The organism is Streptomyces sp. VRA16 Mangrove soil, assembly GCF_017377775.1.
GTDB lineage: Bacteria > Actinomycetota > Actinomycetes > Streptomycetales > Streptomycetaceae > Streptomyces.
This window is the reverse complement of sequence record NZ_JAFVLN010000012.1, coordinates 63,319-82,932: the sequence shown is the minus strand read 5'-3', so window position 1 is coordinate 82,932 and position 19,614 is coordinate 63,319. Positions and strand designations below refer to the sequence as shown.

The following is a 19,614-nucleotide window of genomic DNA, read 5'->3' as shown; positions in this document are numbered from 1 at the left end:
AATAGACGGGTAGTTGGCGGTCCGGCACAGTGATGTCATGGAACTCGACCTGGACCTCGTCCGTGCTCAGTACCGTCCGGCCGTCACCTACCTGAACACCGCAAGCTCGGGTCTGCTGCCCGAGCGGGCGGCGAGCGCCATGCGTGACGCGATCACCGCGATGACCGAGGGCCGCCCCATCGACTCCCTCTTCACCGACGTGGAGGAGGCGCGGGCGGCCTTCGCGCGTCTCGCGGGCGTCCCGGTGGCCCGGGTCGCGACCGGCTCGTCCGTCGCCGTGCACACCGGACTGATCGCCGCCTCGCTGCCCGACGGCGCCGAAGTCCTCGTCGCCGAGGGCGAGTTCAGCTCCACCATCAACCCCTTCCATGTGCGCGGGAACCTCAAGGTGCGCACCGTCCCGCTGGAGGCGCTGGCCGAGTCCGTGCGCCCCGGCACAGCGCTCGTCGCGGTCAGCGCGGCCCAGTCGGCGGACGGCCGGGTCACCGACCTCACGGAGCTGCGGGCCGTCACGCGCGCACACGGCGCCCGGCTCTACGTCGACGCGTCCCAGGCGGCGGGCTGGTTCCCGCTCGCCGAGCATGCCGCGGCGGCCGACTACGTCTCCTCCGTCGCCTTCAAGTGGCTCACCTGCCCGCGCGGCGCCGCCTTCTTCATCGGCCCGGACGACCCCGACGAGCTGACGCCCGTCTTCGCCGGCTGGGTCGCGGGGGAGAAGCCCTGGGACAGCTGCTACGGACCGGTCACCGAGCCGGCCCGCTCCGCCCGCCGCTTCGACGAGACCCCCGGCCTCATCGCGTTCGCCGGCGCCCGTCGATCCCTCGCTCTGGTGGAGGAGTTGGGTGTCGACGCGATCCGCGCCCACGACCTGGCGCTCGCCGACCGGTTCCGCGCGGGCCTCGCCGGACTCGGCCGCGAACCGGTTCCGTCCCCCGGCTCCCCGATCGTGTCCGTGCCCGGACTCGGCGTCCGGCAGGGCGAGTTGCATGCCGCGGGCATCGAACTCTCCAACCGCGCGGGCAATCTGAGGGCGTCCTTCCACCTGTACAACACCGTCGACGACGTCGACCGCCTCCTGGACGCCCTCTCCGGCTGACCCCTGGCGTCCGGGCCCGTCGGCCGCTAGGAAAGGCACTACGAGGTGGTGGTGCCAGTGGCTCGCACGGACCCGACCGCGTCCGACGCGGAACTGCACCGACGCCTGATCTACGGCGACGAGACGGCGCTCACCGAGGTCTACGACGCCTACGGCGGACTCGTCCGGCACGTCGCCGCCCGGGTGACCCGTACGACGGGCGCCGCCGACGACGTCGCGCAGGAGGTCTTCGCCCAGCTGTGGGCCAGGCCGTACGCCTTCGACGCGCGCCGCGGCACGCTGCGCACCTGGCTCGGCATGCTCGCGCACCGGCGCGCCGTCGACTGGGTGCGCAGCGAGGCCCGGCACCGCAAGGCGGGCGCGGCGGACGACGAGGTGCTGCACGCCATCCCCGCCGAGGAGCCGGGCCCCGACGAACGCGTCGTCGACCGCGAACGCTCCCTGCTGCTCCACTCCGCCCTCGCTCAACTCCCGCCGCCGCAAAGGGAAGTGGTGCACCTCGCCTATTTCGCGGGCCGCACCTATCGTCAGGCGGCACAGGAGCTCGGCATCCCCGAGGGCACCGCCAAGACCCGGCTGCGCACGGCCCTGCACCGGCTGGCCGAGGCCCTGGACGACGACACGGCGAAAGGGGCGCGCGCATGACACCGGACCCGCACGACCACGAGTCGGTACGCGACCTCCTCGGGGCCTGGGCCGCCGGCGCGCTGCCGCCCGGCGAGGAACGGCTGGTTCCCCGCCACCTGGCCGACTGCGAGTCCTGCGCGACGGAGGCGGAGCGGCTGCGCGCGGTGGTGCGCCTACTGAACGGCCCACCCGGAGCCCCGGAGACCTCTGGTGCCCCGGAGGCCCCTGGCTCCCCGGACAGCTCTCGCGCCCCGGGGGTTCCTGGCGTTCTGGAGACTCCTGGCTCCCCGGACAGCTCTCGCGCTGCGGAGGCTTCTGGCGTTCTGGAGGCCCCTGGTGCCCCGGGCAGCTCTGGTGCCCCGGAGGCTTCTGGCGTTCTGGAGACTCCTGGCTTCCCGGACAGCTCTCGCGCCCCGGGGGTTCCTGGCGTTCTGGAGACTCCTGGCTTCCCGGACAGCTCTCGCGTCGCGGAGACTCCTGGTGCTCCGGAGACTCCTGGCTCCCCGGACAGCTCCCGCGCCCCGGAGGCCCCTGGTGCTCCGGAGGCCCTTGGTGCCCCGGAGGCCCCTGGCTCCCCGGGCAGCTCTCGCGTCCCGGAGTCCCCTCGCGTTTCGGACGCCCCTGGTACCCCGGGCGCATCGGCGGCCCTGGACCTCTCCCGGATCCTGGCCGGCCGCGCCCCGGTGCCCCGCGTCACCACCCCGCACGCCGAGCCGTACGCCGCCGCCGTCAGCGCGCTGCAGGCCCTCCTCGCCGAGGCGGACGCCCAGGAGGGCTCCTGGCACACGCCGGTGATCCACGACTGGAGCGTGCAGGACACCGTCGCCCACCTCATCGCCGCCGATGAACACCTCGCCGCGCACCTGGGCCTGCCCCCGGCCGGGGCCCCGGCGCCGGCCGAGCCGCCGGAAGACACCCGCTGGCGTGCCGCCTGGGCCGGCCGCACCCAGGCCGTGATCACCCGTGAACGCGGCCGCGCCCCGCAGCAGACGATGGCCTCCTGGCGCGCCCAGGCCACCGCCCTGCTCGGCACCGAAGCCGCCCGCGACCCCGAACTGGCCGCCCGCGCCACGACGTTGCTCGGCCTCCGGCTGCCCGTCGCCGACCACTTCCTGATCCGCGCCTTCGAGACCTGGATCCACGCCGACGACATCGGCCGCGCCCTGCGCCATCCCGTGCCCCCGCCGCCCGCGGCGCACCTGTGGCGCCTGGTCCGCCTCGCCGTGCGCATGCTGGGCCTGGCCCTGGGGCCCGAGGCCCCGCCGGTCGCGCTCACGGTCACCGACGACACGCACAGCACCGAGTGGATCCTCGGCTCGGAGGACGAACCGGTCCGCGGTGAACTCGCCCTGGAAGCCGTCGACTTCTGCCTCCTGGTCGGCGGCCGCGCCGCCGCCGACACCGTGCCGCGCGGCACCGGCGGCGACGCACGGACCGTGCAGGACGTACTCGACCGCGCCGCACGGCTCGCCTGGCTGTGACGCCGGCGGGCGGCGCAGGATACGCCGCGGGGCATATCGCGGGTGTATCGAAAACCGGATACGCGCGGGCAACGGCCCGTCGTCTTCCCTGGGCGCATGGACCACAGCACCTCCCTGCCCGCGCCCCCGCCGCACCGCGCGCGCCGCACCGTGATCACCGCCCTGGTGGTCCTCGCCTCGGCGGCAGCCCTGCTCGTGCCGCGCCGGATGCTCCTCATGCCGGCGTCGAGCTGTGTGGCGGGGCGCTGGCACGGCTGCTTCGACACGTTCAACGGCGTGGTGCTGATGACCCTGGTGACGATGCCGCTGTCCGCGCTCGTCGTGGCCGCGCTCGCCCTGTGGCGGCGGTCCACGGGCGCCGTCGCGCCGTGGCGCAGGTCGCTGGCCGAGGTGGGCATGGTGCACGGCACGGTGCCGTTCCTGTGGCTGACCCTGATGCCCGGCGCCGAGCCGGGCGTCGCGCCGCCCCGGGTGAGCCTGGTGCCGCTGCGCGACCTGGTGACCATGGGCACGCTGGGGATCGTGGGCAACCTGCTGGTCTTCGCCGCACTCGGCGCCTTCGCCCCGGTCCGCTTCCCGAAGCTGGCCTCCCTGCCCCGGATCCTCGCGCTGGGGGCGGGCTGCTCGGTCCTGGTTGAGACGGCGCAGTACGTCTTCCGCCTGGACCGGGTCTCCTCCGTGGACGACGTCCTGGTCAACGCCGCCGGCGCGCTGCTCGCCGGCCTGGCCTCGCGCCCCTGGTGGCGGGGGACGGCGCCGCACGCGTCGCCGCCGCGGACCGCTGCGTAGGGTGCTGACATGCGCGTACTGATCGTGGAGGACGAGCCCTACCTGGCCGAGGCCGTCCGGGACGGACTGCGGCTCGAAGCGATCGCCGCCGACATCGCGGGCGACGGCGACACCGCCCTGGAGCTGCTCGGCGTCAACACGTACGACCTCGCGGTCCTCGACCGGGACATCCCGGGCCCCTCCGGCGACGAGATCGCCCGCCGCATCGTCGCCTCCGGCAGTGGCATCCCGATCCTCATGCTCACCGCCGCCGACCGGATCGACGACAAGGCCTCCGGCTTCGAGCTCGGCGCCGACGACTACCTGACGAAACCGTTCGAGCTGCGTGAACTGGTGCTGCGGCTGCGGGCGTTGGACCGCAGGCGCGCGTACGCCAGACCTCCGGTCAGGGAGCTCGCGGGGCTGCGCGTCGACCCGTTCCGCCGCGAGGTGTTCCGCGACGGCCGCTATGTCGCGCTGACCCGCAAGCAGTTCGCCGTCCTCGAAGTCCTGGTGGCCGCCGACGGCGGGGTCGTCAGTGCGGAGGAGCTCCTGGAGCGGGCCTGGGACGAGAACGCGGACCCGTTCACCAACGCCGTCCGGATCACCGTCTCCGCCCTGCGCAAACGGCTCGGCGAACCCTGGATCATCGCCACCGTGCCCGGGGTCGGCTACCGGATCGACGTCACCGCCCCCGGCGACCCCCGTGGATAGGCGCCCGGGCCTCAGCGTCCGGCTCAGGCTCACCCTCAGCTACGCCGGTTTCCTCGCCGTGGCCGGTGCGCTGCTGATCGCCGTGGTGTGGCTGTACATCCTGCGGTACGTGCCCGACAACCCGAAGGGCCTGCTGGGCATCTCGCCCAACCGCTATCTGCTGGTGCACACCTTCTTCCCCGCCGCGGCCGTGGCGATGGCCTTCCTGCTGGTGTTCGGGCTCGTCGGGGGCTGGCTGCTGGCCGGCCGGATGCTGGCGCCGCTGCACCGGATCACGGACGCGGCCCGGCTCGCCGGGGCCGGATCGCTGTCCCACCGGATCCGCCTCGAAGGCCGCGGGGACGAGTTCCGGGAACTCGCCGACACCTTCGACGCGATGCTGGAGCGCCTGGAGTCGCACGTCGCCGAGCAGCGGCGGTTCGCCGCCAACGCCTCCCACGAACTGCGCACCCCGCTGGCCGTCCTGCGTACGCTCCTGGACGTCGCCCGCAAGGACCCGCAGCGTGATCAGGGAGAACTCATCGAGCGCCTGGACGCCGTCAGCACGCGGGCGATCGACCTCACCGAGGCGCTGCTGATCCTCGGCCGGGGCGAGCGCGGGGACTTCCCCCGCGAGCCCGTCGACCTCTCCCTGCTCGCCGAGGAGGCGGGGGAGACGCTGCTCCCGCTCGCCGAGCAGCGCCAAATCGCGCTCGACGTCGACGGCACGGCGGCCCCCACCACCGGCTCCCCGGAACTCCTGCTGCGGATGGTGACGAACCTCGTCCAGAACGCCGTCGTGCACAACCTCCCCGCCGGTGGCACCGTGACGGTGCGCACCGAGGAGCACGGCGCGACGAGCGTGCTCCGGGTCGAGAACACCGGCCGCCCGCTCCCGCCCGACCTGGTGCCCACGCTCACCGAGCCCTTCCAGCGCGGATCGGAGCGCATCCGCACCGACGAGCACGCCGGGGCGGGCCTCGGCCTCGCCATCGTGCACAGCATCGTCCGTGCCCACGACGGCACCCTCGACCTCACGCCCCGCCCCGGCGGCGGCCTCACCGTCACGGTCCGGCTGCCCGTCGGCACATAGCCGATCAGAGGCAGTCCTGCGCCGCCTCGGCGCAGAGATTCCCCTCCACCATGCCGAGCAGCCGGACGAACTCCGCCTGCTCCGACGCGGAGAGCCCGGTGAGAGTGCGCTCCTCCAGGGTGACCCACGCCGCGGCCACCTCCTCCAGCAGACCGCAGCTCTTCTCGGTCGCCTCGACGCGCACCGCGCGCCGGTCGTCCGGGTCGGGGGAGCGGCGCACGTGCCCGGCCTGCTCCAGGCGCTGGAGCATCTTGGTCACCGTCGACGGATCCAGCTCGACGGCCTTGATCAGCTCCGACTGCCGGACCGGCCCCTTGTCCCACAGGTGCATCATCACGAACTCCTGCCCCGGGTAGAGTCCGGCTCCGCGCAGCAGCCGGCCCGCCGCGATGCGGTGCAGCCGGGCCACGCGCGCCAGCGCCATGCTGGCCGGGCCGCCGCGCGCGGCCGTCGGCACATGGGCGGTACAGAGGGGCTCTGCGTCGTCGGTCATGGGGCGCTCCCGCGGCTCGTCCTGCTGATTCCCCGAGATTACCTTGGCCGGCCAAGTAATGAGCTACAGTGACATCGCGCAATTGATTGGCCGACCACATAAACCCCCGGCGGTTCTGCACCGCCGTTGATGGGAGTAGTCATGACCACCGCATTCGACGCGCTCGACCTGTCCGGCAACCGCCTCGCCAACCGCATAGCGATGGCCCCGATGACCCGCAGCCGGGCCGGTGACGGCGGCACCGCCACCGATCTGACCGTCGAGTACTACGCGCAGCGGGCCTCCGCGGGCCTGATCGTCACCGAGGGCATCCAGCCCTCCGAGGTGGGCCAGGGCTACGCCTGGACGCCGGGTCTGCACAGCGCCGAGCAGATCGCGTCCTGGCGCAGGGTCACCGACGCCGTGCACGCCGAGGGCGGCGTGATCTTCGCCCAGCTCATGCACGCCGGCCGGATCAGCCACCCCTCGCTCCAGCCGGACGGCGGCCTTCCCGTGGCGCCGTCCGCCGTGGCCCCCGAGGGCAAGGCCTTCACGAACGACGGCTTCCAGGACTTCGTCACGCCGCGCGCCCTGACCGGCGACGAGATCCGCGCCACGATCACCGACTTCGCCGACGCCGCGCGAGCCGCGATCGAGGCCGGCTTCGACGGGGTCGAACTGCACGGCGCCAACGGCTACTTGATCCACCAGTTCCTGGCCCCGGGCTCCAACGAGCGCACCGACGAGTGGGGCGGCAGCGCCGAGCACCGCGCCCGGTTCGCCGTCGAGACGGTCAAGGCCGTCGCCGAGGCCGTCGGCGCCGAGCGCACCGCGCTGCGCATCTCGCCGCAGAACCCGTACAACTCCATGTCCGGCGCCGACACCGTCGAGGTGTACGAGGCCCTGCTCGCCGGGATCGAGCCGCTCGGCATCGCCTACCTGCACGTTCTGGAGGCCGCCGACGGACTCCGGGACATCACCACCGACCTGCGCAAGCGGTTCGGCGGCACCTTCCTGCTCAACGCCTTCACCGAGACCCCGACCGACCACCGGGCGCTCGCCCTCGTCGAGGACGGCGTCGCCGACGTCATCACCTTCGGCGCCCTCTTCCTCGCCAACCCGGACCTGCCGGCCCGGCTGCGCACCGAGGGTCCGTACAACACCCCGGACCCGTCCTCGTTCTTCGGCGGCGACGCGAAGGGCTACACGGACTACCCCTCCCTGTGACACCGGTCGGGGCGGAGCCGATCACGGCCCCGCCCCGACTCACCGGCGTAGGAAGGTCACTTCACCGGGGTGAAGTCCCGCGCCCCGATGAACTCCGGCCGGCGCACCGGCGCCGCGAACGGCTCCACCGCCGTGTTCTCCACGCTGTTGAACACGATGAAGACGTTCGAGCGCGGGTACGGGGTGATGTTGTCCCCGGAGCCGTGCATCGCGTTGCAGTCGAACCAGGTCGCCGAGCCGGCCCGGCCGGTGAACAGCTTGATGCCGTGCCGGTCGGCGAACTTGGTCAGCGCCTCGTCGCTCGGCGTGCCCGCGTCCTGCATCTGCAGCGACTTCTTGTAGTTGTCCTTCGGCGTCTCGCCCGCGCAGCCGAGGAACGTCTTGTGCGAGCCGGGCATGATCATGAGCCCGCCGTTGGTGTCGTAGTTCTCCGTCAGCGCGATGGAGACGGACACCGTCCGCATGTTCGGCAGCCCGTCCTCGGCGTGCCAGGTCTCGAAGTCCGAGTGCCAGTAGAAGCCGCTCGCCCCGAAACCGGGCTTGACGTTGATCCGCGACTGGTGGACGTAGACGTCCGAGCCGAGGATCTGGCGGGCCCGGCCCACGACGCGCTCGTCGCGGACCAGGTTCGCGAACACCTCGCTGATCCGGTGCACCTCGAAGACCGAGCGGATCTCCTGGGACGTCGGCTCGACGACGGAACGCTCGTCCGCACGCATCGCCGGGTCGGAGACCAGCCGGTTCAGCTCGGCCTGGTAGACGCCGATCTCGTCGGGGCCGATCAGCTCCTCGATGGCGAGGAAGCCGTTCTGCTCGAACGAGGCGAGGTCCGACTCCCGGATCGGGCCGCGCTCACCCGGCTTCGACCAGACGACCGGGTCGACCCGCGGGGTGGCCACCTCGGAGGCGCCGCGGGTGGGGTACAGATCGGTGACGGTGCTCATACGGTTCAGACCTCCTCGGGCTCGGTCAGCAGCGGGTAGACGCCGTTCTCGTCGTGGTCCTCCCGTCCGGTCACGGGCGGGTTGAACACGCACACACAGCGGAAGTCCGTCTTGGGGCGCAGCGTGTGCCGCTCGTGGCCGTTCAGGAGGTACATCGTGCCCGGTTCGATCCAGTGCTTCTCCCCGGTCTCCCGGTTCTCGAGCTCGGCCTCGCCCTCCACGCAGAGCACGGCCTCGATGTGGTTGGCGTACCACATGTCGGTCTCCGTGCCCGCGTAGAGGATCGTCTCGTGCAGGGAGAAGCCGACCTTCTCCTTCGCGAGGACGATGCGCTTGCTCTCCCAGGTGCCGGACGCGGACTTCACGTGCCGGTCGGTGTTCTCGATCTCCTTGAACGAACGGACGATCACGGTGAGTTGCTGCCTTTCGTTGCTGAACGGTGTGGTACTCCGTCAGGCCGTTTCGCGCACGGCTCGGGTGAGCGTGCGCAGACCCTCCTCCAGCTCCTCGGAGGTGATCGTCAGCGCCGGAAGCAGCTTGACGACCTCGCTCTCGGGGCCGGACGTCTCGATGAGCAGGCCGAGCTCGAAGGCGCGCTTGGCGACCTTGCCGGCCCGCTCCTTGTCGCGGAACTCGATGCCCCAGACCAGGCCGCGGCCGCGGTACTCGACGATCTCCTCGCGGTGCTCGTCGTGGAGCGCGCCGAGGGCCTCGCAGACCTGCTGCCCGCGGGCCAGGGTCTGCTTCTCCATGGCCGGGCCGTCGGTCCAGTACGTCTCCAGGGCGGCGGCGGCCGTCACGAACGCGGGGTTGTTGCCGCGGAACGTGCCGTTGTGCTCGCCCGGCTCCCAGATGTCGAGCTCCGGCTTGAACAGGCACAGGGACATGGGAAGCCCGTACCCGCTGATGGACTTCGAAACGGTCACGATGTCCGGTGTGATGCCCGCCTCCTCGAAGGAGAAGAAGGCGCCGGTGCGGCCGCAGCCCATCTGGATGTCGTCGACGATCAGCAGCATGTCCCAGCGCTCGCAGACGTCGGCGAGCTTGCGCAGCCACTCGGCGCGGGCCACGTTGATGCCGCCTTCGCCCTGCACCGTCTCGACGATCACGGCCGCCGGGGTGTTCAGGCCCGAGCCCGAGTCCTCCAGGAGCCGCTCGAACCAGATGAAGTCCGGGGTGCGGCCGTCGAGGTAGTTGTCGAACGGCATCGGGGTGCCGTGCACCAGCGGGATACCGGCCCCCGCGCGCTTGAACGCGTTGCCGGTCACCGCGAGCGAGCCGAGCGACATGCCGTGGAAGGCGTTGGTGAACGAGATGATCGACTCGCGGCCCTTGACCTTGCGGGCGAGCTTCAGCGCGGACTCCACCGCGTTGGTGCCCGTCGGGCCCGGGAACATGACCTTGTACGGCAGATCGCGCGGGCGCAGCACGATGTTCTGGAACGACTCCAGGAAGTTGCGTTTGGCCGACGTCGACATGTCGAGGCCGTGGGTGACGCCGTCGCGCTCCAGGTAGTCGATCAACGCACGCTTCAGCACGGGGTTGTTGTGGCCGTAGTTGAGCGATCCGGCGCCCGCGAAGAAGTCCAGGTACTCGTGGCCGTCCTCGTCGTACATACGGCTGCCCGAGGCCCGGTCGAAGACGGTGGGCCAGCCGCGGCAGTAGCTGCGCACCTCCGACTCAAGGGTCTCGAAGACGCTCAGGTCAGGCTGGGTGATGGTCACAGCGAAAAGCTCCTCTGGGGAAGCGAGTTGAGGGGGGTGGGAGAGTGGGTGGCGGTGGTGGATCGGCTCAGGCGGCCAGCGGCCCGATGGTGTACAGCTCCTCGGGCAGATGCCCGTCGTCCGGGAACAGGCCCGCGTCGAACAGGACTTCACGCGCCACACCGGCGCCGTGCCGGCGGGCGTAGGACAGGAACAGCGCCTGGGACGCCGAGTTGTCCGGGGTGATCGTCGTCTCGACGGTGGTGACCGGCCGCCCGGCCGCGAGGACCTTGGCGGTCAGTCCGTCCAGGAGCTCACCGGCGAGACCGCGCCCGCGATGGGCGTGGTCCACGGCGACCTGCCACACGACCAGCGTGTGCGGCCGCTCCGGCCGGATGTAACCGGTGACGAACCCGGCGACCTCGCCCCGCTCGTCGCGCGCCACCACCGAGGTGGCCGCGAAGTCGCGGCACCACAGCAGATAGCTGTACGAGGAGTTGAGGTCGAGCACCTTCGAGTCACGTGCGATACGCCAGATCGCGGCGCCGTCGGCGACACCGGGATGGTCGAGCTGGAATTGCGCTTGTGCGGCGGTCATGCGAATTCAATTTACCGAGCAATTTCTGGGATTGCACGTGGGGGAGGGGTTACGGAATCAGATCTTCCGTGTTATCGCGCGCGGGTGAGCCTGCGCGCGAGCAGTGTCCGCTATAGGGAGATTTATGTGGGTCAAAAGGTGTGTATCACTCGCGATGTGGAGTGCGTCACAGGCCCGTAACCCCGACGAAGTCCGCCCGAATTACGGCGGTTTCCGTTGTTGAAATCTTAGTGTTTACGCCCTCGAAAAGCGGGCAGAAGCAATACGGGAAGCTGCTTTCGATAAACGCATGAAGAATGCTTGAGAATACTTCGGGGAAAAGGAAAGGCGCCGCCCGGAATGGGCGGCGCCTGGATCGGTGTGCGGATGCGGGACTACACCCAGGCCGCCGCGACGGCCTTGCGGGCACCTTCGAGGTCGACTTCAAGGCCGGCCTCCGCGAGCGCCCCGCCGAGGGCGGCGAGCGAGGACTGCACGACGCCGCGCGTGGCCTGCGGGCCGTAGTGGTTGACGCGGATCATCTCGTGCGCGAGCGCCCCGCCGCCGGCGACCAGCGGCAGCACCGGGTCCACGGCCAGCGCCTTGGCGACCAGGTCGCGGGCGTCGGTCCCGGCGGGCGCGCGCAGCGTCGTGGCGACCGGCGCGGCGTCCTTCGCCGCGTGCACGTACGGCTCAAGTCCCCCGCCGAGCGCGAGAGTTCCGGCCCGGGTCGCGGCGGCCGCGCTCGCGTGACGCGCCATCAGGGCGTCGAGCCCCTCGCTCTCGATGCGCTCCACGCACGCCTCCAGGGCGAGCATCTCCAGCTGCGCCGGAGCGTGCAGCAGTGCCTTGCGGCCGCCGTCGACCCAGCGCTGCTTCCAGTCCAGCAGCGAGAGGTAGGAGTGGCGCGGCGCCTGCGGGTTGGCGGCCATCCGCTCCCAGGCGCGGGCGCTCACCGACACGGCCGACACACCGGCCGGGCCGCCCATCGCCTTCTGCGCGCCGATCACGCACAGGTCCACGCCCCACGCGTCGGGCAGCACCGGCTCGGCCGCGATGGAGGCGACGGCATCCAGGTAGAACAGCGCGCCGTGCTCGCGCACCACCTCGCCGATCTCCGCGACCGGGTTGGTGTTGCCCGTCGCGGCCTCCGCGTGCACCAGCGACACGAAGTCGATCTCCGGGTGCTCGGCGAACGCCTCCCGGACCTGCTCGGCGGTGACGGCCGTGTGGAACGGCACGGCCAGGTCGTACACCGTGGCGCCGCAGTCACGCAGCCAGTCGCCGAAGGTCTGCCCGTACGGGCCGGTGATCACGTTCAGCGCGACGGTGCCGGGCCCGGCCGTCCCGCGGATCGCGCCCTCCAGCGGCAGCAGCGCCTCGCCCTGCATGATCACGACGTCCTGCGAGGTGTCCATCAGCCGGGCCACACGGTCCTCGATGGAGGCGAAGTGCTCGGCGCTCAGGGGGGCCAGATCGAGAAACGGATGCGTCACGGTGGTGCTCTCTTCGCTCACGGGTTCGGACGGGATGCCGATGACGAGCGTACCCACCGCCCTCATAGGCTTCGCGCATGAGTGAGCGAGGGGTGCTGCACGTGAAGGGCCGGGTCCTGGCCGGACCCGACGACGTACGCGACGAACTGTGGGTGGTGGACGGCCGCATCACCTACGACCGCCCGGCCGCCCCGGGCACGGACGTGACCACGGTCGACGGCTGGGTGCTCCCCGGCCTGGTGGACGCGCACTGTCACGTGGGCCTGGACACCCACGGCCCGGTCCCCGCCGAGACCGCGGAGAAGCAGGCGCTGACCGACCGCGACGCGGGCACGCTGCTGCTGCGCGACGCCGGCTCCCCGTCCGACACCCGCTGGATCGACGACCGCGAGGACCTGCCCCGCATCATCCGGGCCGGCCGCCACATCGCCCGCACCCGCCGCTACATCCGCAACTACGCGCACGAGATCGAGCCCGAGGACCTCGTCGCGTACGTCGCCCAGGAGGCCCGGCGCGGCGACGGCTGGGTCAAGCTGGTGGGCGACTGGATCGACCGCTCCACCGGCGACCTGGGCGCGTGCTGGCCGCGCGAACCGGTCGAGGCGGCGATCGCCGAGGCGCACCGCCTGGGCGCCCGCGTCACGGCCCACTGCTTCGCCGCCGACTCCCTCCGGGACCTGGTCGAGGCGGGCATCGACTGCGTCGAGCACGCGACGGGCCTCACCGACGACCTGATCCCGCTCTTCGCCGAACGCGGCGTCGCGATCGTGCCGACCCTGGTCAACATCGCCACGTTCCCGGACCTGGCGGCGGGCGGCGAGCAGAAGTTCCCCCGCTGGTCGGCCCATATGCGCCGGCTGTACGAGCGCCGCTACGACACGGTGCGCTCCGCCTACGACGCCGGGATCCCGGTGTTCGTCGGCACGGACGCGGGCGGCGCCCTGGCGCACGGCCTGGTGGCGGGGGAGGTCGCGGAGCTGGTCCGCGCCGGGATCCCGCCGGTCGAGGCGCTCTCGGCGACGGCCTGGGCCGCCCGCGAGTGGCTCGGCCGCCCCGGCCTGGAGGAGGGCGCCCCGGCGGACCTCGTCGTCTACGGGGCGGATCCGCGGGCCGATGTGGCGGTGCTGGGCGCTCCGCGGCGGATCGTGTTGCGGGGGCGGGTGGTGGGGTAGGCGGGGGCGTCCGAAGGCATGCGCTGCGCGCAGCGGGACCACCGGCCCGCACCCGGCAGCGCATCCGCACCCCGCAGCCGAGGCCGCCGTCACCGACCGCCCGGCAACGTGTCCAGGGGCGCCCGCCCGGTGACGAGTACGCCGTCCGCGACGTAGCCCTCCGGCCGCCCCGCCAGCTCGGCGACGAGCCGTTCCCGCCACGCGATGACGTCCTTGGGGGCCTCCGGTGCCAGGTCGTGCAGCTCCCGCGGGTCGGCGTCGAGGTCGAAGAGCTGCTCGCGGCCCGCGCCCGAGAACCAGATGTACTTCGCCCGGCCGTCCGTCAGCCAGTGCATCGACTCACCGAACAGCACGTGCTCGCCGTGCAGGTACGGCCGGGGGCGCGGGAGCCGGCCGCCGCGGGCCGCCGGGAGGAGGCTGTGCCCGTCGAGCCCACCCGGCACCGGGAGGCCCGCGCACTCCAGCAGCGTCGGCAGCACGTCCCGGAGTTCGGCCACCGTGTCCGGGCCCACCACCGTGCCGCCGGGCAGCGCGCCGCGCGGGCCTGTCAGGATCAGCGGGACCCGGGCCGATCCCTCGTACGGATACGCCTTCCGCCACAGCCGGTGCTCCCCGAGCATCTCGCCGTGGTCCGAGGTGAAGCAGATCCAGGTGTCGTCGGCGAGCCCGAACTCGCCGAGCGCCTGCACGAACCGGTTGATCTGCTGGTCGATGTGGGACATGTGGCCGTAGTAGCCGGCCCGCGCGCGATGCACCGTACGGGCGTCGTACGAGGCGTAGTTGGCGTCGGCGCGCGTGTCGTCCCGCCAGCCTTCCAGGGCGTCCGCCCAGTCGCCGACGGCCGGCTCGTGGGCGGGCGCGTCCAGGTACTGCTCGAAGGCCCAGGCCGGCGGGTCGTACGGCGGATGCGGGCGGTGGAAGGAGAGGTGCAGGAGGAAGGGGGCCGTCGGGTCGCGCCGGTAGAGGAAGTCGACGGCCTCGCTCACCACCCAGTTCGTCGGGTGCAGCCGCTCGGCCCGGTCCCACGGCCGCGCCACCACGCTGTTGCAGTCGAGCCCGTGGTCCGTGTAGTCGCCGCCGCCCGGCTGCCGCTCCAGCCAGGCCGCGTAGTCGTCGTGGAAACGGGGATCCGTGCGCCGGTCGCGGGCGACGTGCAAGTACCCGTCGTGCAGGGTGACTTCGTCGAATCCGATGCGGTTGCGCTCCGGGTACGCGTGCAGCTTGCCGATCGCCCGCGTCTGGTACCCGTGCCGCCCGAACTCGCCCGCCAGCGTCACCGGGTACTCCCACGGCACCCCGTCCCGGTACCCGGTGCGGCCGTGCGAGGTCTGCGCGAGGCCCGTGTGCAGCGCGGCCCGCGCCGGGATGCAGGAGGGCACCGCCGAGTACGCGCGCTCGAACCGGGCACCACGGCCCGCGAGTTGGTCCAGATAGGGAGTACGGACGACAGGGTGCCCGGCGCCGGAGAGGCAGTCGCCGCGCCATTGGTCGGCGGTGATCAGTACGACGTTGCGCGGCATGGAACGCGTGACTCCCCGATTCCGGACGGCAGTTGACACGCAGCGTGACCTGCCGATCAGGCTGCTCGTTGCACACAACTTGGCCGCGCCCGCGCTGTCAACCGGCGGGTTGGGGGCGCGCGGGCGACAAGTGGGGCGTCAGGGAAGAACAGCGGCAGAGGATTCGAAGAAATGCGCGGAAACCCCACTTTGGGGTGAACTCACGCCTGGTTGCCGCCTGTTCACTCTCAGTGCGTAAAGATTCCCTCGTCGGCAACGGTGATCGGCATCCCGCCGGAACCGTCGGCGGAGCCGTGCGCGATGTCCCCATGGCGCTCGGCCGCACCGGCACACGTCCCGTTTCTCTTGTCTGTCCCGACCCTGGGGGTCCCACCAGCATGTCCAGCACCAGCTACACCGCGGCCCGACGAGCCCGCCGAGCCCACCGTGCCGCCGCGACGGCCACCGCCGCTGTCCTCGCCGCCGGACCCGCCGTGCTCGCGACGGCGGTCCCGGCGGCGGCCACCGGCGACCACGGCGGCCGGGCCAGTGCCGTCGTCCTGCGCACGGGCCTGGACGTCTCGCTCCTCAACAAGACGGTCAACGTCCCGCTGAAGGTCGCGCTGAACGAGGTGCAGGCCCCCGCGAGCGCGGAGAAGACCGCGCTCACCGCCACCCTCGACGGCGTCGACCGCGGGCAGCCGTTCAGCGTGCTGCGCGCCGACGTGGCCAAGGCGAAGGCGACCGTCGACGACAAGAAGGCGGAGGGCTTCACCCAGCTCGTCCACGCCAAGGTCCACGTCCCCGGGCTGCCGCTGCTCTCCCTCGTCGAGGTCGACCAGGTCACCTCCAAGGCGACGTGCGAGGCGGGCCACAAGCCGGTCGCCGAGTCGAACCTGCTGGGCTCCGTCACCGTCCTCGGCAAGAAGATCACGCTGACGACGGGCGGCACGACCCGCGTCGAGGTCCCGGGCGTCGGCGAGGTCTCCCTCGCGCTCTCCGACACCTCGACCACCTCCACGACCGCGGCGGCCGCGGCGCTCCGGCTCAAGGTCTCGGTCAACCCGCTGAAGCTGAACGTGGCGGAGGTCAACGGCGAGGTCACCCTGGCGGGCGCCACCTGCGAGGCCCCGAAGGCGGCCCCCGCCGAGGACCCGAAACCGCAGGGCGGCACGGCGGACAAACCGGTCAAGGAGGCCGAACCGGCGACCTCGGCCGCCCCGGCCGGCGACACGAAGGCGGCCCCGAAGGCCGACCTCGCGGAGACCGGCGGCAGCTCGCTCACCCCGTACATCGCGGGTGGCGCGATCGCCCTGCTGCTCGCGGGCGCCGGCGGCGTGGCGATGGCGCGCAGGAGCCGTTCTGAATGACTGGTTCCGTAGATACGTTCGAGTGCATGAGTGACTCGAGTGTCTACGAAGCAGTGGGTGGCGCCCCCGCGGTGGCGGCCGTGGTCGACCTCTTCTACGCAAAGGTCCTGGCCGACGATCAGCTGGCTCCCCACTTCCGCACCACCGACCTGCCCGCCCTGAAGGCCCACCAGCGGACCTTCATAGCGGCGGCCCTGGGCGGCCCCGAGGCGTACCGGGGCCGCCCTCTGTCGGAGGCGCACGCTCAACTGGCGCTGACCGGCGAGGACTTCGACAAAGTGGTGGGCCACCTGGCGCAGTCCCTGAAGGAGGCGGGGGTGGGGGACGACCTGATCACGGTGATCGCGACCCACCTGGCACCGCTCAAGGACCAGGTAGTGAAAGCCCCGTAAAAAGCCCCGTAAAGGGGGCGGGGGCGACTCCTCGGAACGCGAACCCCGCCCCGCTCACCCGGCGGCGAGAACCTCCCGCAGCGCGGCGACGAACGCCGCCCCGGTGGCCTGGTCCCGCACGGCGACCCGTACCCAGTCCGCCCCGAGCCCCGGGAACGTGTCCCCGCGCCGCACCGCGAACCCGGCCCCCCGCAGCCGCTCCCGCACCACCCCCGCATCCGGCACCCGCACCAGCAGGAACGGCCCCTCCGCGGGCCCGGCCACCCGCACTCCGTACCCGGCCAACTCCCCGAGCAGCCCCACCAGATGGGCCCGGTCACCGGCGACGACCCGCGCCGCGGCCGCCGCCTCCGCGACCCCGCGCTCCGACACGCACGCCTCGGCCGCGACCAGCGCCGGCGACGACACCGGCCACAGCGGCTGCGCCCGCTCCAGCGCCGCCACGATCTCCGGCTCGGCCAGCACGTACCCGATCCGCAGACCGGCGAGCCCCCACGTCTTCGTCAGGCTGCGCAGCACCACGAGCCCCGGCACATCGGTCCGCCCCGCGAGGGACTCCCGCTCACCCGGCACGGCGTCCATGAACGCCTCGTCCACGACGAGCACCCGGCCGGGCCGCGCGAGCCGCGCCACGGTCTCGGCCGGGTGCAGCACGGACGTCGGATTGGTCGGATTGCCGACGACCACCAGATCCGCGTCGTCCGGCACCAGCGCAGGATCGAGCCGGAACGCGTCCCCCTCCGCGCCGTCCCGCAGCAGCACCCGGCGCACCGCGTGCCCGGCGTCCTCCAGGGCCGCCTCCGGCTCGGTGAACTGCGGATGCACCACGACCGGCCGCCGCACCCGGAGCGCCCGCGCGAGCAGCACGAACGCCTCGGCGGCGCCCGACGTCAGCAGCACCCGGTCCACCGGCAGCCCGTGCCGCGCGGCCACGGCGGCCCGCGCCGACCGCCCGTCCGGGTACGCGGCGAGCCCCTCCAGCGAACCGGCGATGTGCTCGCGCAGCCAGCGCGGCGGCGTCCCGGTACGGACGTTCACCGCGAGATCCGTCAGCTTCTCGCCGTCGTCGCGGACCTCGGCGTCCCCGTGATGGCGCAGATCGGGCCCGTCGGCGCCGCCGTCCGGCTCCCGCGCGCACTCCGCCCGCACCACGGTCACCTCGGGATGCGCGGCGTTCCAGCCCTCGGCCTGTGACCGGCAGCGGGCCGCCACCGACGCGTCGTACGGCAGCAGGACGACGCGCCGCGCCCCGAGCGCCGCGCACCGGCCGAGCCCCGCCGGCACATCGGGCGCGGCCCCCGACACGAACGCGGTCTCCACCGCGGCGCATCCGCTGCCTTCCCACAACAGCCGTGCGGCGGCGACGAGTTCGGCGTTCGCGACCGGATCCCCCGAGCCGTGCCCGACGAGCAGCACCGTCACGTCGGCCCGGTCGCCCGGGGAACGGGCACCGCCGCCCAGGACATCGTCGAGCCGCCGCTCCAGGGCGGCGAGCAGGGCCGGGGGAGGGGTGTGCACGGACGGGCTCCTCAGGTGGGGATGGACGGACGAAGGATGAGGGACGGGGGGGGTCGGTCGCTCGGGATGGGTGGGCGAACGATGAGGGACGGGGGTCGGTCGCTCGGGATGGGTGGGCGAACGATGAGGGACGGGGGGCGGTCGCTCGGGACGGGCGGGCGAACGATGAGGGACGGGGGATCGGTCACCCGGTACAGGCGGGCGAACGATGAGGGACGGGGGATCGGTCACCCGGTACAGGCGGGCGAACGACGGCGAAACGACGGAGAAGGGCCGGGCGGTCACCCGGTGCGGGCCAGCGCGCACGTGACGCGTCCGCCCCGGCCGCCCGCCCCCCGCTTGGGCACGAGCAGTGCGCCCCCGCCGACGAGCGCGGCGGCCTCGGCGACGGACGGGGTGCCGACGGCGCCGCGCACCCCCTCCGAGGGATGCGGCACCGGCACGGCGGCGAGCCGCGCCGCCGGATACGTCACGAGCGGCACCCCGAGCACCTCGGCGGCCCGCACCAGACCCGGCTCCCGCCCCTTCGCGTCGACGGTCGCGAGCGCGGCGAGCGCCGACGCGAGGACTCCGGCCTCGGCGAGCACCTCCTGGACGAGCGCGAGCACCTCCTCCGCCACGGCTCCGGCCCGTGCGCCGACCCCGGCGACGACACGCTCGGGCGCACAGGTCATGATGTGCGACGCGGGGGTTGGATGAGTTAGCAAGGGCTTATGGCGGTGTTCGTGGCGCTCGGCGCCTTCTTGATGACCCTGATCGGCGGCTGGACCGCGCAACGGGTCACCGACCGGCGCCATCTGGTGCTCGGTCTCGCGGGCGGTCTCATGCTCGGCGTGGTCGGACTCGACCTGCTGCCCGAGGCCCTCGAAGCGGCGGGCGGCCCGGTCTTCGGGGTGCCCGCGGCGCTGCTGCTGTTCGTCGCCGGGTTCCTCGGCGCGCACATCCTGGAACACCTCCTCGCCCAGCGTCAGGCCGCGCACGGCGCCGATGAGCACGCGAACGGCCGGGTTCCCGAGGTCGGCCTCACCGCCGCCTCCGCGATGGTCGGGCACAGCCTGATGGACGGCATGGCGATCGGCGCCGCGTTCCAGGTGGGCGGCGGCATGGGCCTCGCCGTCGCGCTCGCCGTGATCGCCCACGACTTCGCCGACGGCTTCAACACGTACACGCTCACCAGCCTGTACGGGAACGCCCGCCGCAAGGCGCTGATGATGCTGTTCGCCGACGCGGTGGCCCCGGTGGTGGGCGCGGCGTCGACGCTGCTCTTCACCATTCCGGAGCAATTGCTCGGCGGTTATCTGGGCTTCTTCGGCGGCGTGCTGCTGTATCTCGCCGCCGCCGAGATCCTCCCCGAGGCCCACCACGACCACCCGGCCCGCTCCACCCTGGCGTGCACGGTCGCGGGCGCGGCCTTCATCTGGCTCGTGGTGGGCATCGCGGGCTGAGGGCCGGCTGGCGCACCCCTCTCCGGCCCCGGACCCTGACC

Annotated in this window: 20 protein-coding genes and 1 pseudogene; 12 read left to right on the top strand and 9 right to left on the bottom strand. The window is 72.6% G+C overall.

The window, feature by feature from the left end:
* Positions 1-37: 37 nt before the first annotated feature.
* The 7 genes and pseudogenes from J3486_RS28825 (at position 38) to J3486_RS28795 (ending at position 5,758) form a co-directional block, all read left to right on the top strand.
* Positions 38-1,096, top strand: a complete 1,059-nt coding sequence (locus J3486_RS28825) for an aminotransferase class V-fold PLP-dependent enzyme (protein WP_207825459.1) — start codon at positions 38-40, stop codon at positions 1,094-1,096.
* A 45-nt stretch (positions 1,097-1,141) separates the two neighbouring features.
* A complete protein-coding gene (locus J3486_RS28820) occupies positions 1,142-1,741 on the top strand; it encodes an RNA polymerase sigma factor (protein WP_207825457.1) in 600 nt (199 codons plus the stop codon).
* Positions 1,738-1,851: pseudogene (locus J3486_RS45260) on the top strand (zf-HC2 domain-containing protein); the annotation flags it as partial. The gene J3486_RS28820 and the pseudogene J3486_RS45260, both read left to right, overlap by 4 nt.
* Before the next feature lie 555 nt (positions 1,852-2,406).
* Positions 2,407-3,204, top strand: coding sequence for a maleylpyruvate isomerase family mycothiol-dependent enzyme (locus J3486_RS45030; RefSeq protein WP_307804970.1), 798 nt, complete (start codon positions 2,407-2,409; stop codon positions 3,202-3,204).
* Positions 3,205-3,300: 96 nt separating this feature from the next.
* A complete protein-coding gene (locus J3486_RS28805) occupies positions 3,301-3,993 on the top strand; it encodes a VanZ family protein (protein ID WP_207825455.1) in 693 nt (230 codons plus the stop codon).
* Between the two features lie 9 nt (positions 3,994-4,002).
* Positions 4,003-4,686 (top strand): response regulator transcription factor, encoded by a 684-nt coding sequence (locus tag J3486_RS28800; protein ID WP_207825453.1) that lies wholly within the window; start codon positions 4,003-4,005, stop codon positions 4,684-4,686.
* Positions 4,679-5,758 carry a HAMP domain-containing sensor histidine kinase gene (locus J3486_RS28795; protein ID WP_207825452.1) on the top strand — a complete coding sequence of 360 codons (1,080 nt, stop codon included), beginning with the start codon at positions 4,679-4,681 and terminating at the stop codon, positions 5,756-5,758. The genes J3486_RS28800 and J3486_RS28795 overlap by 8 nt, the downstream gene beginning before the upstream one ends.
* A 4-nt stretch (positions 5,759-5,762) precedes the next feature.
* On the opposite strand, the gene J3486_RS28790 is transcribed toward J3486_RS28795, so the two are convergent.
* Positions 5,763-6,251, bottom strand: coding sequence for a MarR family winged helix-turn-helix transcriptional regulator (locus tag J3486_RS28790; protein ID WP_207825450.1), 489 nt, complete (start codon positions 6,249-6,251; stop codon positions 5,763-5,765).
* Between the two features lie 141 nt (positions 6,252-6,392).
* On the opposite strand from J3486_RS28790, the gene J3486_RS28785 reads away from it, so the two are divergent.
* On the top strand, positions 6,393-7,457 hold the full coding sequence (locus tag J3486_RS28785; protein ID WP_207825448.1) for an alkene reductase: 1,065 nt from the start codon (positions 6,393-6,395) through the stop codon (positions 7,455-7,457).
* Between the two features lie 56 nt (positions 7,458-7,513).
* On the opposite strand, the gene thpD is transcribed toward J3486_RS28785, so the two are convergent.
* The 5 genes from thpD to J3486_RS28760 form a co-directional block, all read right to left on the bottom strand.
* On the bottom strand, positions 7,514-8,401 hold the full coding sequence (thpD, locus tag J3486_RS28780) for an ectoine hydroxylase (RefSeq protein WP_207825446.1): 888 nt from the start codon (positions 8,399-8,401) through the stop codon (positions 7,514-7,516).
* Positions 8,402-8,406: 5 nt separating this feature from the next.
* Positions 8,407-8,811 (bottom strand): ectoine synthase, encoded by a 405-nt coding sequence (locus J3486_RS28775; RefSeq protein WP_188339637.1) that lies wholly within the window; start codon positions 8,809-8,811, stop codon positions 8,407-8,409.
* A 42-nt stretch (positions 8,812-8,853) separates the two neighbouring features.
* Positions 8,854-10,125: a diaminobutyrate--2-oxoglutarate transaminase gene (ectB, locus tag J3486_RS28770; RefSeq protein WP_207825444.1), complete on the bottom strand. Its 1,272-nt coding sequence runs from the start codon at positions 10,123-10,125 to the stop codon at positions 8,854-8,856.
* Between the two features lie 67 nt (positions 10,126-10,192).
* Entirely contained in the window at positions 10,193-10,702 is a 510-nt protein-coding gene (ectA, locus tag J3486_RS28765; RefSeq protein WP_207825442.1) for a diaminobutyrate acetyltransferase, read from the bottom strand.
* A gap of 374 nt (positions 10,703-11,076) precedes the next feature.
* Positions 11,077-12,177, bottom strand: coding sequence for an aminotransferase class V-fold PLP-dependent enzyme (locus tag J3486_RS28760; protein WP_207825440.1), 1,101 nt, complete (start codon positions 12,175-12,177; stop codon positions 11,077-11,079).
* 77 nt (positions 12,178-12,254) lie between these two features.
* Here J3486_RS28760 and J3486_RS28755 point away from each other — a divergent pair, with 77 nt between their 5' ends.
* Positions 12,255-13,349, top strand: coding sequence for an amidohydrolase family protein (locus J3486_RS28755; protein WP_207825439.1), 1,095 nt, complete (start codon positions 12,255-12,257; stop codon positions 13,347-13,349).
* Between the two features lie 89 nt (positions 13,350-13,438).
* Here the strand turns inward: J3486_RS28755 and J3486_RS28750 are convergent, their stop codons facing one another.
* Positions 13,439-14,869 carry an arylsulfatase gene (locus J3486_RS28750; RefSeq protein WP_207825432.1) on the bottom strand — a complete coding sequence of 477 codons (1,431 nt, stop codon included), beginning with the start codon at positions 14,867-14,869 and terminating at the stop codon, positions 13,439-13,441.
* Between the two features lie 377 nt (positions 14,870-15,246).
* Between J3486_RS28750 and J3486_RS28745 the strand changes: the two genes are divergently transcribed.
* Both J3486_RS28745 and J3486_RS28740 read left to right on the top strand, forming a co-directional pair.
* Entirely contained in the window at positions 15,247-16,218 is a 972-nt protein-coding gene (locus J3486_RS28745; RefSeq protein WP_207825429.1) for an SCO1860 family LAETG-anchored protein, read from the top strand.
* 26 nt (positions 16,219-16,244) lie between these two features.
* Entirely contained in the window at positions 16,245-16,610 is a 366-nt protein-coding gene (locus J3486_RS28740; protein WP_229378761.1) for a group 1 truncated hemoglobin, read from the top strand.
* A gap of 54 nt (positions 16,611-16,664) precedes the next feature.
* Here J3486_RS28740 and cobC read toward each other — a convergent pair whose 3' ends face one another.
* Entirely contained in the window at positions 16,665-18,026 is a 1,362-nt protein-coding gene (gene cobC, locus J3486_RS28735) for an Rv2231c family pyridoxal phosphate-dependent protein CobC (protein ID WP_374194787.1), read from the bottom strand.
* A 383-nt stretch (positions 18,027-18,409) separates the two neighbouring features.
* On the bottom strand, positions 18,410-18,802 hold the full coding sequence (locus tag J3486_RS28730) for a cobalamin biosynthesis protein (RefSeq protein WP_207825424.1): 393 nt from the start codon (positions 18,800-18,802) through the stop codon (positions 18,410-18,412).
* 39 nt (positions 18,803-18,841) lie between these two features.
* Here J3486_RS28730 and J3486_RS28725 point away from each other — a divergent pair, with 39 nt between their 5' ends.
* The gene (locus J3486_RS28725) at positions 18,842-19,573 is read left to right on the top strand and encodes a ZIP family metal transporter (RefSeq protein ID WP_207825422.1); all 732 of its coding nucleotides are present in this window, start codon (positions 18,842-18,844) and stop codon (positions 19,571-19,573) included.
* The last annotated feature ends 41 nt before the right edge of the window (positions 19,574-19,614 follow it).

Excerpts from the sequence above, each read along its gene's own strand:
- J3486_RS28825 (WP_207825459.1), top strand. The coding sequence starts at position 38 with ATGGAACTCGACCTGGACCTCGTCCGTGCTCAGTACCGTCCGGCCGTC.
- J3486_RS28805 (WP_207825455.1), top strand. The coding sequence starts at position 3,301 with ATGGACCACAGCACCTCCCTGCCCGCGCCCCCGCCGCACCGCGCGCGC.
- J3486_RS28800 (WP_207825453.1), top strand. The coding sequence starts at position 4,003 with ATGCGCGTACTGATCGTGGAGGACGAGCCCTACCTGGCCGAGGCCGTC.
- J3486_RS28790 (WP_207825450.1), bottom strand. The coding sequence starts at position 6,251 with ATGACCGACGACGCAGAGCCCCTCTGTACCGCCCATGTGCCGACGGCC.
- J3486_RS28785 (WP_207825448.1), top strand. The coding sequence starts at position 6,393 with ATGACCACCGCATTCGACGCGCTCGACCTGTCCGGCAACCGCCTCGCC.
- thpD (WP_207825446.1), bottom strand. The coding sequence starts at position 8,401 with ATGAGCACCGTCACCGATCTGTACCCCACCCGCGGCGCCTCCGAGGTG.
- ectA (WP_207825442.1), bottom strand. The coding sequence starts at position 10,702 with ATGACCGCCGCACAAGCGCAATTCCAGCTCGACCATCCCGGTGTCGCC.
- J3486_RS28755 (WP_207825439.1), top strand. The coding sequence starts at position 12,255 with ATGAGTGAGCGAGGGGTGCTGCACGTGAAGGGCCGGGTCCTGGCCGGA.
- J3486_RS28750 (WP_207825432.1), bottom strand. The coding sequence starts at position 14,869 with ATGCCGCGCAACGTCGTACTGATCACCGCCGACCAATGGCGCGGCGAC.
- J3486_RS28745 (WP_207825429.1), top strand. The coding sequence starts at position 15,247 with ATGTCCAGCACCAGCTACACCGCGGCCCGACGAGCCCGCCGAGCCCAC.
- J3486_RS28740 (WP_229378761.1), top strand. The coding sequence starts at position 16,245 with ATGAGTGACTCGAGTGTCTACGAAGCAGTGGGTGGCGCCCCCGCGGTG.
- J3486_RS28730 (WP_207825424.1), bottom strand. The coding sequence starts at position 18,802 with ATGACCTGTGCGCCCGAGCGTGTCGTCGCCGGGGTCGGCGCACGGGCC.
- J3486_RS28725 (WP_207825422.1), top strand. The coding sequence starts at position 18,842 with ATGGCGGTGTTCGTGGCGCTCGGCGCCTTCTTGATGACCCTGATCGGC.